This window comes from Cupriavidus gilardii (genome assembly GCF_017598945.1).
Taxonomy (GTDB): domain Bacteria; phylum Pseudomonadota; class Gammaproteobacteria; order Burkholderiales; family Burkholderiaceae; genus Cupriavidus; species Cupriavidus gilardii_E.
Genome location: NZ_JAGFTW010000035.1, coordinates 46,470 through 59,843 on the forward strand (window position 1 = coordinate 46,470; position 13,374 = coordinate 59,843).

General features: G+C 68.1%; 13 protein-coding genes. 4 read left to right on the forward strand and 9 right to left on the reverse strand.

Annotation, left to right across the window (positions count from 1 at the left end):
• Positions 1 to 95: 95 nt before the first annotated feature.
• From J5T34_RS11805 to J5T34_RS11815, 3 genes are read left to right on the forward strand one after another with little or no spacing between them, the layout of a single operon-like run.
• Positions 96 to 536, forward strand: a complete 441-nt coding sequence (locus tag J5T34_RS11805; RefSeq protein WP_174104396.1) for a YybH family protein — start codon at positions 96 to 98, stop codon at positions 534 to 536.
• A 50-nt stretch (positions 537 to 586) separates the two neighbouring features.
• Entirely contained in the window at positions 587 to 1,657 is a 1,071-nt protein-coding gene (locus J5T34_RS11810) for an alpha/beta fold hydrolase (protein WP_208579913.1), read from the forward strand.
• A gap of 57 nt (positions 1,658 to 1,714) precedes the next feature.
• Positions 1,715 to 2,323, forward strand: a complete 609-nt coding sequence (locus J5T34_RS11815; RefSeq protein WP_208579914.1) for a DUF2946 family protein — start codon at positions 1,715 to 1,717, stop codon at positions 2,321 to 2,323.
• A 30-nt stretch (positions 2,324 to 2,353) separates the two neighbouring features.
• Here the strand turns inward: J5T34_RS11815 and J5T34_RS11820 are convergent, their stop codons facing one another.
• The gene (locus J5T34_RS11820; protein ID WP_208579915.1) at positions 2,354 to 4,159 is read right to left on the reverse strand and encodes a M48 family metalloprotease; all 1,806 of its coding nucleotides are present in this window, start codon (positions 4,157 to 4,159) and stop codon (positions 2,354 to 2,356) included.
• A gap of 146 nt (positions 4,160 to 4,305) precedes the next feature.
• Here J5T34_RS11820 and moaC point away from each other — a divergent pair, with 146 nt between their 5' ends.
• Complete coding sequence (moaC, locus tag J5T34_RS11825) at positions 4,306 to 4,782, forward strand: cyclic pyranopterin monophosphate synthase MoaC (RefSeq protein ID WP_208579916.1); 477 nt, start codon at positions 4,306 to 4,308, stop codon at positions 4,780 to 4,782.
• Positions 4,783 to 4,818: 36 nt separating this feature from the next.
• On the opposite strand, the gene J5T34_RS11830 is transcribed toward moaC, so the two are convergent.
• From J5T34_RS11830 to recX, 8 genes are all read right to left on the reverse strand, one after another.
• Entirely contained in the window at positions 4,819 to 5,778 is a 960-nt protein-coding gene (locus J5T34_RS11830; RefSeq protein ID WP_208579917.1) for an SGNH/GDSL hydrolase family protein, read from the reverse strand.
• A gap of 175 nt (positions 5,779 to 5,953) precedes the next feature.
• Positions 5,954 to 7,732 carry a PglL family O-oligosaccharyltransferase gene (locus J5T34_RS11835; RefSeq protein WP_208579925.1) on the reverse strand — a complete coding sequence of 593 codons (1,779 nt, stop codon included), beginning with the start codon at positions 7,730 to 7,732 and terminating at the stop codon, positions 5,954 to 5,956.
• 160 nt (positions 7,733 to 7,892) lie between these two features.
• Positions 7,893 to 8,423 (reverse strand): pilin, encoded by a 531-nt coding sequence (locus J5T34_RS24070; protein ID WP_208579918.1) that lies wholly within the window; start codon positions 8,421 to 8,423, stop codon positions 7,893 to 7,895.
• Positions 8,424 to 8,623: 200 nt separating this feature from the next.
• Positions 8,624 to 9,319, reverse strand: coding sequence for a TerC family protein (locus tag J5T34_RS11845; protein ID WP_208579919.1), 696 nt, complete (start codon positions 9,317 to 9,319; stop codon positions 8,624 to 8,626).
• Positions 9,320 to 9,634: 315 nt separating this feature from the next.
• Entirely contained in the window at positions 9,635 to 10,516 is an 882-nt protein-coding gene (gene sucD / locus J5T34_RS11850) for a succinate--CoA ligase subunit alpha (RefSeq protein ID WP_174104405.1), read from the reverse strand.
• Positions 10,517 to 10,589: 73 nt separating this feature from the next.
• Positions 10,590 to 11,756, reverse strand: coding sequence for an ADP-forming succinate--CoA ligase subunit beta (gene sucC, locus J5T34_RS11855; RefSeq protein ID WP_208579920.1), 1,167 nt, complete (start codon positions 11,754 to 11,756; stop codon positions 10,590 to 10,592).
• A gap of 99 nt (positions 11,757 to 11,855) precedes the next feature.
• Positions 11,856 to 12,530, reverse strand: coding sequence for a DUF2889 domain-containing protein (locus J5T34_RS11860; protein WP_208579921.1), 675 nt, complete (start codon positions 12,528 to 12,530; stop codon positions 11,856 to 11,858).
• 235 nt (positions 12,531 to 12,765) lie between these two features.
• Positions 12,766 to 13,233 carry a recombination regulator RecX gene (gene recX, locus J5T34_RS11865; protein WP_208579922.1) on the reverse strand — a complete coding sequence of 156 codons (468 nt, stop codon included), beginning with the start codon at positions 13,231 to 13,233 and terminating at the stop codon, positions 12,766 to 12,768.
• Positions 13,234 to 13,374 lie beyond the last annotated feature (141 nt).

Below are 13,374 nucleotides of genomic sequence, written 5' to 3' on the forward strand. Positions count from 1 at the left end.
ATGGCCGTCCCCGCAGAGACCGACCGACACCGGCACCTGGGACGGCTTCGATTCATGGCCCGGCCTGCCGGCGGGGCCCACCGACCGATCCCGCCATGCCTCGCTTCGCCCGCCTGTTCGATTCCGCCGAAGACATCCTGGAAGCCTTTCGCGAGGCATTGAAGCTGCGCGATGCAGAAGGCGCGCTGAAGCTGTGGCTGGACGAGGATTCGATTACCTGCGTGATGCCCGACGGCCAGCGGCTGATCGGCCACGATCATCTGCGCCAGGCCTTCCTGCAACTGCTGGACCGCCAGCCGGTGCTGATCGACGTGCTGGAAAGCAGCAGCCACGCGACGCTGGGCGTTTCCATCTTCGATGTGACCGAGGCGCTGCGCTTTGCGGCCGACCGCGTCGAGGCCGACCTGTACGTGCATACCACCTACGTGCTGATGCAGAACCACGAAGGCTGGCGCCTCGCGCATATCCATTGCAGCCCGGCCAACGCCGCGCAGGTCGCGATCTCGACCGCAACGGCCAAGCAGGCGCTGCACTGAACGGACTGCCACCGATCGGGAAAGCGCCCGGCATCGAACCGCCCGCCGACATGTCCCGCCCCGCCGATCCGATCCGACATCCCCTGTCGCCGCCGGACGACCCGCACGGTTTCGACGCACACGCGCGCATGCCATGGTGGCTGCGCGACGGCCATAGCCAGACCATCATCCCGGCCCGGCTGACACGCCGGACGCGCGTGCGCTTCCGCCGCGAGCGCTGGGACACGCCCGACGGCGACTTCATCGATCTGGACTGGACCACGCATCCGGTCGCACCCGGCGCGCCGCTGCTGGTGCTGTTCCACGGGCTGGAGGGCAACTCGACCAGCCACTACGCGCAGTCGATGATGGCCGCGCTGCGCGAGCGCGGCTGGCAAGGCGTGATTCCGCATTTCCGCGGCTGCTCCGGCGAGCTGAATCTGGCGCCGCGCTTCTACCATTCCGGCGACCACGTCGAGATCGACTGGGTGCTGCGGCGGCTGCACGAGCGGCATGCGGCCGACGGACGGCGGCTGGTCGCGCTCGGCATCTCGCTCGGCGGCAATGCGCTGCTGCGCTATCTGGGCGAGGCGCAGTCGAGCGCCGGCTTCCTGGCCGGCGCCGCCTCGGTATCCGCCCCGCTCGATCTGGCAGGCGGCGGCGCGGCGCTCTCACGTGGCTTCAATCGCGTCTATACGCAGATGTTCCTGCAGACGCTCAAGCGCAAGTCGCTGCAGAAGCTGGCGCAGTATCCGGGCCTGTTCGATCGCGATGCGCTGCTGGCGAGCCGCGACCTCTATGCCTTCGACAACGTGGTCACGGCCCCGCTGCACGGCTTTCGCGATACCGACGACTACTGGGCGCGCGCCGCCAGCAAACCGGTGCTGCGCCATATCGCCGTGCCCACGCTGGTACTGAACGCGCGCAACGATCCCTTCCTGCCGGCGCACTATCTGCCGGGCCCGCGCGAGGTCAGCGGCCAGGTGCTGCTGGACCAGCCCGAGCATGGCGGCCACGTCGGCTTCCTCGCGCCGCCGCGCGATTGGCGGCGCCATCTGCCGTTGTCGTCGCTGCTGCCGGGCGGCGGCCATACCGACTGGCTGCCGGCGCGCGTGCTGCGATTCTTCGATAGCCTGGCCTGACAGGTTCTACGCTGAAAGCGGCATGCCGCGCTGGCAGGAGTTCAACAGGAGACGAGCATGGACGATATCGTCAAGCAGGCGATGGCCCGCTGGCCCAATGTCCCCTACTGCTATGGCTGGCTCGCGCTGGACCGGCGCGGGCAATGGCGCCTGCGCAACGAATACGCGCAGCAGCATGGCCTGTCCGGCGACCCGCTGCGGCATCCCGCGCTGGTCGGCTTTATCGAGCGCAACTATCAGCGCGACGAGCACGGTGCCTGGTTCTTCCAGAACGGGCCGCAGCGCGTGTTCGTCGAGCTGGCCTATGCGCCCTGGGTCGTGCGCCTGCATCAGGGCCAGTTCCACACCACCTCGCAGCGCGCCTTCGTGCCGCGGTCCTGCCATGCCGACGAGCACGGCAACGTGTTGCTGGCCGGCGAGATCGACGGCGAGAACGGTATCCACGTCGCGCTGCTGCATGACCATGATCTCGACGCCTTCAGCGGCAGCTGCGACTGGCACGGCGAGGCCTGCGGCACCGAGCTGGGCGTGTTGCATTTCGGCGGCCGCGATCTGCCGATCGAGCCGATCGCCGAGGCGGAGGTGCCGCAGCGCTTCGGCTTCGTGCGGCAGCCGCAGCCGGCGCCGCAGCCACCGCAAGCGCAGCAACAACCGCCATCGAGCTGACGCGCGTGCGGGCCTGGGCGGCGCGGCCGCTCAGTTCGGCATGCCCTTGTTGTCCTGGCGTTCTTCCCGATACTGGCGCTCCAGCTGGTGCAGCCGCGCATCGACCTCGGACAGCGTATAGAAGTCGCCATCGCCGGCCTTGCGCGCGATCTGCAGCTGTTCGATCGCGGCCTGATAGGCGCCATCGCGCGCGTATTTCTCGGCCAGCGCCTGGTGCTGCTGCACCCGCTTGCCCTGCGCCGCGTAGGCGCGCGCCAGCAGCTCCCACCACTCGGCCCGCGCGCTTTCTTCGCGGGTGCGGGAACGCAGGAAGGTCACCAGCTCGTCCGAGCGGCCCGCGCCCAGCAGCGTCTCGGCATACGACAGCGCGACCGCGTGCGACAACGGAAAGGTCTTCATCGACGCCAGGGCCTGACGGACGGCATCCGGCACGCGGCCCTGCGCACGCGCCAGCTCGATCGCCATCACGTCCAGCATCGGGCTGCCCGACGACGCGCCCGGGATATTGCCGTACAGCCGGCGCGCCTCGGCCAGCGCCTGCTCGGCCTGGACCAGCCGGCCCAGCCGCTGCTCGGCGAAGGCGATGCCGTAGTAAAGCGCCGGCACCCGCATCGGCGGCGCGCTCGACAGCTGCGCCTGCAGCGCGGCGCGTGCGTTGTGGATGTCGGTGGGATTGGCTTCCTGCAGGATGCGAGCGCGCGCCCGCGCGAATTCGTACTCCGGGGTGCTCGGCACCTTGCGCACCGGAATATGGCTGGCGCGGTCCTGCATGTCGGCGATCCGCTCCGAGGTCAGGGGGTGGGTCCGTACATAGGACGGTACCGAGCTCTCCGAGATGCCGGTAACGCGCTGCAGCCGGCGGAAAAAGTCCGGCATGCCCTGTGGATCGAAGCCCGCCGCCGACAGGATCTGGAAGCCGACCCGGTCGGCCTCGCGCTCGGCGCCGCGCGAGAACGACAGCTGGTTGGCCAGCGCCGCGCCCTGCCCGCCCATCGCCAGCGCGGCCGCGGCGTCGGGGCTGCGGGTCGCTGCCAGCCCGGCCAGCACCATCGACGCCAGCGCGATCCACATCGATTGATCCTGGCTGGTGATGCCGCGCGCGATATGCCGCTGCGTGACGTGGCCGATCTCGTGGCCGAGCACCGACGCCAGTTCCGACTCGGTCTCCGACTGCACCAGCAGCCCGGTATGCACGCCGATATAGCCGCCGGGCAGCGCAAACGCGTTGATGGTCCGATCGCGCACTGCGAACAGTTCGAAGCCCGTGGCGAAGGTGCCGCCGCCGGTGGTCCCGGCAAGATTCTGGCGGCGCGCGGCCTGGATCAGCTTGTAGCCCAGCGCGTTCAGATAGTCGGCCAGCAGCGCATCGGTGACGTACTGCGGATCGCGGCGGATGTCGCGCATGATGCGGTCGCCCAGCCGCTTCTCCATATCGGGCGACAGCGCCGCGGTCGACGGATCGCCCATGTCCGGCAGCTGGATGCCATTGCTCTCGACCACCGGATTGCCGCTGCGCAGGCCGAAGTCGGACTTCTGCCCGGCCTTCACGCTGCGGTTCAGGTTGTCGTAGACCTGATCGCTGGCGTCGCCGGCCAAACCCGGCAGCGGCGGCGCAATCGTCGGCAAAGCCGTGCCGGTCGGTGCCGATGCGGACTGCGGCCAGGCCGGGGTGGCCAGCGCCAGCATCAGCAGCGCGGCCAGCGGGCGGCGCAATACGGCAAGCCGGAACACCGAAGGACGCGATGCGGGCGTCCGGCGCGAGCCGCTGGCGGCGCGGCGATCAGCGGGCGCAATGGGCTGGGCAATAGGCCGGACGACGGGGCGGGAAATCAGCATGTTGCTATGATAGCGGCCTGGCGCGACCGTTCCGCGCCGGGCGGCAGCCCCTCCGCCGCTGTCGGCTTTTCCCGACCTCCCTCGCTTTCCTTCGATCCTCTCCCGCTTCGACGCCAACCTTCGACGCCTACCCTGCGACGCCAACCATGAGCAAGCTCACTCACTTCGATACCGCCGGCCAGGCCCATATGGTGGATGTCGGCGGCAAGGACGCCACCCACCGCGTGGCGATCGCCACCGGCACCATCACGATGGCGCCGGAGACCTTCGCGCTGGTGCGTGACGGCACCGCGAAGAAGGGCGATGTGCTCGGCGTCGCCCGCATCGCCGGCATCATGGCCACCAAGCGCACCGCCGACCTGATTCCGCTATGCCATCCGCTGGCGCTGACCAAGGTCGCGCTCGACTTCGCGCTGGACGAGGCGGCCAGCACCGTGCGCTGCACCGTCCGCGCCGAAACGCGCGGGCAGACCGGCGTCGAAATGGAAGCGCTGACCGGCGTGCAGGTGGCGCTGCTGACAATCTACGACATGTGCAAGGCCGCCGACCGCGGCATGGTGATGGGCGATATCCGCCTGCTGGAGAAGCATGGCGGCAAGTCGGGGGATTGGGTGGCGCAGTAAGTCCCGGCAGCCGCCGGGATCAGGCCGTCCGCTGCGTCAGTGGTACAGGCCGGCAGTAGCGGCGTGGCGCGCGCCGGAGGGCAGATTGGCCGCGGCCACCAGCGCATCGGCGAGCAGGTCCTGCCCTTCGGGACTCAGGTGGATGTCATCGAGGTAGGCCACGTCGCGTGCGCGGCGCTCGGCATCGCGCATGCTGACGATCGGCACCTCGTACTCCTCGCACAGCCGGGAGAACGCCTGCAGGCCGGCCGGCATTCCGGCGCCGTCCAGTTCGTCGCGCTCGTAGTGCTGCACCATTCGGACCTGCACGCCGGCGCGCTTTGCCATCACGATCAGTTCGGCCAGATCCCGCAGCGAGGCGGCGCGGTCGGCGTCGGTCGATTCCCGCGGCGGCGCTGACGACTGGTCCAGTCCCAGATAGGCGGGCAGATAGCGGGTGGCCCCCTCCACCAGCGCCGACAGCGGCGGCTCCGAAGGATGGGTGTCCGTCCGCAGCGGCGTGAACGTCGGCACATCGCCATAGTCGGCGCCATTGACCACGATGATCGCGGTGTCGGCGTCGAGAAAGCCGAAGCGTCGCGCATAGGCCAGCCAGTTTCCCGGGCCCCAGCTGAACGCCGCCACATTGCCCACGGTTGCCGCCTTGCCGTCCTGACCCAGCCGTGCCCGCAACTGCTCGGTGGCCAGTCGCCCCTGATCGACCTGCGCGCCGCCGTTGACGACGGAATCGCCGAACACCAGCACGCGCCGCTCTCCGGGGGCGCGCTTCTTCGGCTCGAAATCCTCCGAACGCATGCCGAAGCGGTTGACCACATAGCGATGGCCGAAGCGCTTCACGCGCTGGTTGGGCTTGAGCAGATACTCGATTTCCGGATCGGTCTGATACAGCGGCGGATCGCCCAGCCCGAGGCCGGCGCGCGCCAGCACCTCGGTGGTAATGATGGCGATCAGCCCGAGGACAGCCGCCGTCAGGATCCTTCGCTTGCCAGTCCGCATTCGTCTCTCCCGTGTGACACAGGCACCGGGCGAGTCTATGGGCCGGAACTGGCGTGACAAATCGTGCCGACGGATGAAATGCCAAGGGCCGCCGCTTCCTCGGAAATCTCGATAGCCACGGCTTGCCGCAGCGCGGCATTCCGCCTTCCGGCTACCGCCCTACCGTGGTATCGGCCTACCGTGTGGGGGGCGCCGTGCTACCGGCCTGACGTGGCGCGGCCTTGTCGGCGCGGCGGCGCTGGATCCACTCGCAGAATGCGTTCGGCCGCCTGGCAGCGTCGACGCCGTCGCAATAGCCGGCGACCCGGGCGAACTGCGCGGCCTCGTCGCCGCGATAGTAGTAGCGCAGCCGCTCCAGCCATTCGCGGCCCTGTTCGGGCTCCCCGTTCAGCGCCAGCAGCCAGGCCCCGCGCGCGATCATCGTGGGGGTCGGCAACAGGTGGATGGCGGCGATATGCGGCGGCAGCCAGGCGTCGGCGCCGTCGGCGGTCAGCGGCGCCAGTTCGGCGCGGTGGGCCTCCGCGTGCTGCCCGAACCAGAGGTGTGGCGCCGGCAAGGTGTCGACCCGCGCCGGGCTCGCGTACTCGCGCGCCTCGACGCGGCGATAGTCCTGCCACATCGTCGCGAGAACCAGGGCCGCCGCCACGCCGACCACCACGGTCCCGGCCGTGGCGAGCGGGCGCGACATCCGGGCGACCGTCAGCGCCGCCGGCTCCAGCCAACCCAGCAGGAAACAGAACGGCAGCAGGAAATACAGATAGTGCAGCGGGTATTCGAGCATCGAATGCGCGCACAGCATGGCCAGCCAGGTCAGCGCCGCCGCGGTACGCGCGCGCTCCGCCGTATCGGCGCGCCACAGCCGCGTCCGCACCACGCGCCACAGCCAGGCGGCCAGAAACAGCGCCACGCCGGCCGTGCCGACGATCCCGGTCTTGGCCAGCAGGTCCAGCACGGCGTTATGGGCGTGCAGCGACATCTCGACGATGACGCCGAGCCGCGCCATCTGTTCGAACTGCGCCCAGCCGAACTCGCCCCAGCCGACGCCGAACCACGGATGCGCGACGAACATCGCCCACGCATGCGCCCACAGCGCGCCGCGCGCGGAGATCTGGTCGCCGGCCTGCAATTGCGCCATGGTGTCGAACAGCGACCAGCCGAACGCCTGCCCAGCGGTCTTGATCGCAGGCTGCAGCAACATCAGCATCGCGACCAGCGCGGCCGCGGCGAATACCAGCCCCGCCGGGGCGCGCAGCGTCCAACGCTCGGCCGCGGCGTCCTGCTGCGCGGAGCGCGCGAGCCACGCCGCCACCAGCGCGTAACAGGCGGCCAGACCGACGTGCAGCACGCCGGTGCGCGAGCCCGACAGCACGACGCCGCTCTCGATCAGCACCACCGCGACGATCCACGGCAGCGCGCGCAGCTTGCCCCGGGAGGCCAGCCAGACCGACGCCGCCAGCGCCAGCCCATGCACGGTCGCCTGGTGGTTGGGCTGGTTCAGATTGCCCCACAGCCGGCGATTGGCGTCGTAGAAGTAGTCGGACACGAGCCCGAAGCTGTCGCCCTCGAGCCGGAACAATTGCACCCATTGCGCGAGCGTGCCGAACAGGCCGGCGGCCACCCAGGCGGTGGCAAATGCGGTCAGCACCGCCTCGGCGTCCAGCGCGCGGCGATAGCGGTGGCCGGCCCAGATCGCACCGGTGCCGAGCAGCAACGCGGCCAGCGTCAGGCTGCGGCTGCCGGTCACGTCGGGCTGGCCCACCAGCGTGGCGCCCGCGCCCAGCGCGATCAGCCACAGGCAGAAGGCGGCCACCAGCGGCACGCCGCTGCCGACCGCGCGCAGCCGGGCCGACCACAGCACCAGCACGACGAACGCCAGCGCCGACGCCCACTCGCCGTAGAAAGTGGCCAGCGGCAACGTATGTTTCGAGACCAGCGGCGGCAACGCGACGGCCATGGCCAACAACGGGCACGCCGCTTCCAGCGCAACGTTCCTGCGCAAATTCACATTCGATTCCCAACGAAGGCGAAGCGCCCAAGGGCGTGTCGCCGAGATGATCCCTGCGCAGTCCGGCACGGCGGGTGATGCCGGCTACGACACCGGCCCCGACAACCGACTACGCCCTCGCCTGCGATGTATCGGCGGGCGACTGGCTGTTCCTGAGCACGTACTGCCTGGCCACTGCATTGTCGATCGTGGTGGCGATCTCCCAGCTGACCGAGGTCGCGTTGAGCGATGGCCGCAGCGTGATCTCCTTGCCGTCGACACCGGCGCCGAGCCCGCTGGCGGCCAGCGTCAGCGTGATGACGCCCGGACCGGTGACGCTGGCCCGGGCGATCTCGCGGTTCGGCGCGAACGGCGGGATCGCGGCGGCGGCATGGTCGTCGTTGCAATCGTCGAGCACGCCGCCCGCTTCCTGTGCGCACAGGCTGACCGCCATCCTCAACGGCGCGGCCGCCGTCAGCACGCTCGACAGCCTGGCCCGAATTGTATCGTCCCGATATTGCGGTACCGCGATGGCAGCGAGGATGCCGATGATGGCGACCACCACCATCAGCTCGATCAGCGTGAAGCCACGAGGGGGCCGAGGATGGCGATGGGCGCGACCTGCGCAATGGCCCTGCGGCAAGCGTGCGGCGAATGACATGGGGCGGCTCCCGAACGATGCGAAGGCCGACAGTATCGAGCCGGGAGAACGCGCTTGGCCGTCCCTTCACAAAATTTGGCATCGAAGCATGACCCGCGGACCGAACGGAAGCGCCCATGAAAAAGCCCGGCAACGCTGCGGGCGTGCCGGGCTCGGTCTGATGGCCGCGTTCGTCCGGGGGACGACGGCCGGGCGGGACGTCAGGCGGTCTGCGCGCTGCGCTTCTGCATCAGCTTGCCGATCACGACCACCAGGATCGCGCCGACCGCGCCGAACACCAGGTGGGCATGCGGCACGTGGACTTCGAACCAGGCGGCGTCGACCGGATCGCTGACCAGCATCTCGCCGGCCAGATAGCCGAGCAGCGCGGCGCCGGCGACGATGATCACCGGGAAGCGTTCCATCACCTTCAGCAGCAGCGTGCTGCCGAACACGATCAGCGGAATCGACAGGCCCAGGCCGACGATCAGCAGCAGGAACTGGCTGCCCTCGGGGCCCTTCTGCGCGGCGGCGGCCACCGCCACCACGTTGTCCAGCGACATCACCAGATCGGCGATCAGGATGGTGCGGATCGCGGCCCAGATATTGTCCTTGGCGTCATGGCCTTCCTCGCCATCGTCGCCGGTCAGCAGCTGCACGCCGATATAGACCAGCAGGATCGCGCCGATGATCTTCAGGTAAGGCAGGCTGAGCAGCTTGACGGCGGCGACGGTCAGCACCACGCGCATGATGATCGCGGCGGCGCTGCCCCAGAAGATCGCGCGCTTCTGCTGCGCGGGCGGCAGGTTGCGCGAGGCCAGCGCGATCACGACGGCGTTGTCGCCGGACAGCACGATGTTGGTCAGGATGATGGATCCCAGTGCGATCCAGAACGTGGTGGATGACAGCAGTTCCACTGCGTGGCTCCTCGAAGTCGATATTGGAATTGGAATGAGGACCGGGTGTCAGGGGTGCCGGGGATACCGGCGCCGGGCTCGCCGGCAGCGTGACTGCGGCTTTTCGGATGTCTGACGCCCAAGACATGGAGATGTACCGCAGCAACCTTTCGATTTGATTTCAGCAAACCTGCCAATACATCAGAGAATGATCTATTGGTCGCTCCCGTGGCGCCAAAACGACAATGCCCTCGCGGCAAGCGAGGGCATTGCAGGGGGCGCCGCGGCGGACCGCGGCGCCGGCCGACAGACCGGCAGCGCCGGCGCCGAACCGTATTACAGGATCGACTTCAGCAGACGGCCCATTTCCGACGGGTTCTTGGTGACCTTGATACCGCAGGACTCCATGATCTCCAGCTTGGCTTGCGCCGTGTCGGCACCGCCCGAGATCAGCGCACCGGCGTGGCCCATGCGCTTGCCCGGAGGCGCGGTCACGCCGGCGATGAAGCCGACCACCGGCTTCTTCATGTTGTCCTTGATCCAGTAGGCGGCATTGGCCTCGTCCGGACCGCCGATCTCACCGATCATCACGACGGCATCCGTGTCCGGATCGTCGTTGAACATCTTCATCACGTCGATGTGCTTCAGGCCGTTGATCGGGTCGCCACCGATGCCGACGGCCGACGACTGGCCCAGGCCCAGCGCGGTCAGCTGGCCCACGGCTTCATAGGTCAGCGTGCCCGAGCGCGACACCACGCCGATGCGGCCCTTCTTGTGGATGTGGCCCGGCATGATGCCGATCTTGATTTCGTCCGGCGTGATCAGGCCCGGGCAGTTCGGTCCGAGCAGCAGCGTCTTCTTGTTTTCACGGCGCATGCGGTCCTTGACTTCCATCATGTCGCGCACGGGGATGCCTTCGGTGATGCAGACCACCAGATCCAGGTCGGCGTCCACCGCTTCCCAGATCGCGGCAGCGGCGCCGGCGGGCGGGACGTAGATCACCGACACGGTCGCGCCGGTCTGTTCCTTCGCTTCCTTGACGCTGGCGTAGATGGGAATGCCCTCGAAGTCCTCGCCGGCCTTCTTCGGGTTCACGCCGGCAACGAACGCGTTCTTGCCGTTGGCATAGTCGCGGCAGCCACGGGTGTGGAACTGGCCGGTCTTGCCGGTAATACCTTGGGTGATGACCTTGGTGTCTTTGTTGATCAGAATCGACATGCTGTAATCCTTTGCTTGGCTGTCGCGGCGGGCGCACGGCGCCCCACCGCTCGCTTTCGGTTTCGCGTCTGGCTTACTTGCCCGCGGCCGCGGCCACCACCTTCTGGGCCGCTTCTTCCATGGTGTCGGCGGAGATGATCGGCAGGCCCGACTCGGCCAGCATCTTCTTGCCGAGGTCTTCGTTGGTGCCCTTCATGCGGACCACCAGCGGCACGCCCAGCTGCACGGCCTTCGAGGCCGAGATCACGCCTTCGGCGATCACGTCGCAGCGCATGATGCCGCCGAAGATGTTGACCAGGATGGCCTGCACGTTCGGGTTCTTCAGCATCAGCTTGAAGGCCTCGGTCACCTTCTCGGTGGTGGCGCCGCCGCCCACGTCGAGGAAGTTGGCCGGCTCGCCGCCGAACAGCTTGATGGTGTCCATGGTGGCCATCGCGAGGCCCGCGCCGTTGACCAGGCAGCCGATATTGCCGTCGAGCGAGATGTAGGCCAGGTCGAACTTCGAGGCTTCGATTTCAGCCGGATCTTCTTCGTCCAGGTCGCGGTAGGCGACGATTTCCGGGTGGCGGAACAGCGCGTTCGAATCGAAGTTGAACTTGGCGTCGAGCGCGATCACCTTGCCGTCGCCGGTCAGGATCATCGGATTGATTTCGGCCAGCGAGGCGTCGGTGTCCCAGAACGCCTTGTACAGGCCCTGCAGCGCCTGGCGGGCTTGCGACAGGCTGGCGTCGGGCACGCCGATCTTGCGGGCGATGTCGTCCGCGTCCGTGTCGGTCAGGCCGATCGACGGCTCGATGATCAGCGTGTGGATCTTCTCGGGGGTCTGGGCAGCGACTTCCTCGATGTCCATGCCGCCCTCGCTCGAGGCCATCAGCGCGACCTTCTGCGACACGCGGTCCACCACCAGGCTGACGTACAGCTCCTTCTTGATGTCCGCGCCTTCTTCGATCAGCAGGCGGTTGACCTTCTTGCCTTCCGGACCGGTCTGGTGCGTGACCAGCTGCATGCCCAGGATGTTGCTGGCGTAGGTCTTGACCTCGTCCAGGCTCTTGGCCACCTTGACGCCGCCACCCTTGCCGCGACCGCCGGCGTGAATCTGCGCCTTGACGACCCACACCGGGCCGCCGAGCTGTTCGGCCGCCTTCAGCGCTTCTTCGACCGAGAATGCGGGGATACCGCGCGGAACCGGCACATTGTATTTGCGCAGGATTTCCTTGCCTTGGTACTCATGGATATTCATGCGTGTTTCCTTTCGGGTAGGCGTAAATGGGTAGAAAAGCCGGGTAGTAAAGCGTGGTGATAAAGCGGGAGAGATCGAGATCTCGGCGATCCCGGGACCTCACCCGGAGGTTCCGGTGGACCTGCGCGAGGCGACGCCGTCGTCGTCGTCGGGGATCGCCTGCGGTGACTGCGGCGTCGGGGCCGGGGGCGCATCGGCCCGGGCTCTCGGTTTCGGCTGGTGTCCGTACCAGCGCGGGTAAAACTGGCGAACCACCTCCCCTTCGAAATGCAGCGCATGGCAGCCATGCAGCTGATAGGGGGGTTCGGGATTGCTGTCGTCGCTGGCGCCGTCGCGAATCTTGAAGACGTCGCCAGCAAAGGCCTGGATTGCCGTCGTCGGCAGGATTCCGGCCAGTTCGGTCAAATGGGTGCAGCCGGCCACGCCGCCCAGGCGCTCGCGCACGGCCTTGCGAAACCCCTTCATCAGGTTCAGGCCGATCAGCTTGCGGTAGGCGGGGCCGATGGTGTCGCAGTGGTCCGGATAGGGAACCCAGTCGGAACAGGCCTCGGCGTCGACCACGTTCATGCGCAGGTCGATGGTCACGCGCAGCCACAGGTCGTGCAGCGGCTGGCCCACCGGCCGAACGCCGCCGCCGGCGAGCGGAATGTCGCGGGGCTTGGTGTCGGTGAGCCGGGCCTCGATGTCCCACAGGCCGTCTTCGCGGAGATACGCCTCGGCCGTGATGGCGCGACGATGACGCAGGGCGCGATTGACGGGGGCGGAAAGCGGCATGGCACCAGGCTGTGACAAGGGAAGACGCGGCGGAACCGGCGCCTGAAGACGATTTGCTGCGGGCGCGCGAAATCGCGCCGCGCTTGCGGAAAACTCGTGGAGTTTAACATGCCGAACCGCATTGGCCGGGAATACCCGGATGCGTGCAGTGTTGAGCCGGATTGTCGGCACGGATCATCGGTCCGCCGCGGCGCCTGCATCACAACCCACGCGCCGACCCGATTTCGCCCGGCGTTCACTCGGCTTCCTCGTCGGGCGACAGATCGGCGTCGCGGATCACGCGGCTGATCGCCGCCTGGGAGAACCCGCGCGCCGTCAGGAAACGCAGCTGTTTGGCTTTCTCCTCCGGCGTTGCCGGCGCGACGCCGAAGCGCTTGCGCCAGACCTCGCGTGCTCGTTCCAGTTCGGTGGCGCGCAACTGCTGCTGCAGGTCGGCCAGCTGTTCGCTGTCGAGCTGATGCGTGCGCGCTTCCTGCATGACGCGGGATGCGCCATAGCGGCTCGCGCGCCGGTGCACCAGGCTCTCGGCAAAGCGCGCGTTCGACAGCCAGTTCTCGCGCTCGAGCGCATCGAGCAGGCGCTCCAGCTCCTCGGGCGACTCGGCATGCGGCGCCAGCTTGCGCGCCAGCTCGGCGCGGCTATGCTCGCGGCGCGACAGATAGCCGACCGCGCGCGCTCTGAGGGATAGCGGCGGACGAGGCATGAAACGAGCGGGCTGCCAGGGATGGCTGTCTCTTATTCACACCTGGAGCCGCATCATTAACTACAAAGACAAGACTGCCACCACCGCTCCAGAGATACGTGTTCCACAAGCATAGCATGCTGCTTCTCCGGCACTACGTGT

What these genes read in the sequence shown, in the direction of transcription:
- J5T34_RS11860 (WP_208579921.1), bottom strand. Translation starts at nt 12,530, where the DNA reads ATGCCGCTTTCCGCCCCCGTCAATCGCGCCCTGCGTCATCGTCGCGCC.
- J5T34_RS11835 (WP_208579925.1), bottom strand. Translation starts at nt 7,732, where the DNA reads ATGGCCGTCGCGTTGCCGCCGCTGGTCTCGAAACATACGTTGCCGCTG.
- sucC (WP_208579920.1), bottom strand. Translation starts at nt 11,756, where the DNA reads ATGAATATCCATGAGTACCAAGGCAAGGAAATCCTGCGCAAATACAAT.
- J5T34_RS11820 (WP_208579915.1), bottom strand. Translation starts at nt 4,159, where the DNA reads ATGCTGATTTCCCGCCCCGTCGTCCGGCCTATTGCCCAGCCCATTGCG.
- moaC (WP_208579916.1), top strand. Translation starts at nt 4,306, where the DNA reads ATGAGCAAGCTCACTCACTTCGATACCGCCGGCCAGGCCCATATGGTG.
- J5T34_RS11805 (WP_174104396.1), top strand. Translation starts at nt 96, where the DNA reads ATGCCTCGCTTCGCCCGCCTGTTCGATTCCGCCGAAGACATCCTGGAA.
- J5T34_RS11815 (WP_208579914.1), top strand. Translation starts at nt 1,715, where the DNA reads ATGGACGATATCGTCAAGCAGGCGATGGCCCGCTGGCCCAATGTCCCC.
- J5T34_RS24070 (WP_208579918.1), bottom strand. Translation starts at nt 8,423, where the DNA reads ATGTCATTCGCCGCACGCTTGCCGCAGGGCCATTGCGCAGGTCGCGCC.
- J5T34_RS11810 (WP_208579913.1), top strand. Translation starts at nt 587, where the DNA reads ATGTCCCGCCCCGCCGATCCGATCCGACATCCCCTGTCGCCGCCGGAC.
- J5T34_RS11830 (WP_208579917.1), bottom strand. Translation starts at nt 5,778, where the DNA reads ATGCGGACTGGCAAGCGAAGGATCCTGACGGCGGCTGTCCTCGGGCTG.
- recX (WP_208579922.1), bottom strand. Translation starts at nt 13,233, where the DNA reads ATGCCTCGTCCGCCGCTATCCCTCAGAGCGCGCGCGGTCGGCTATCTG.
- sucD (WP_174104405.1), bottom strand. Translation starts at nt 10,516, where the DNA reads ATGTCGATTCTGATCAACAAAGACACCAAGGTCATCACCCAAGGTATT.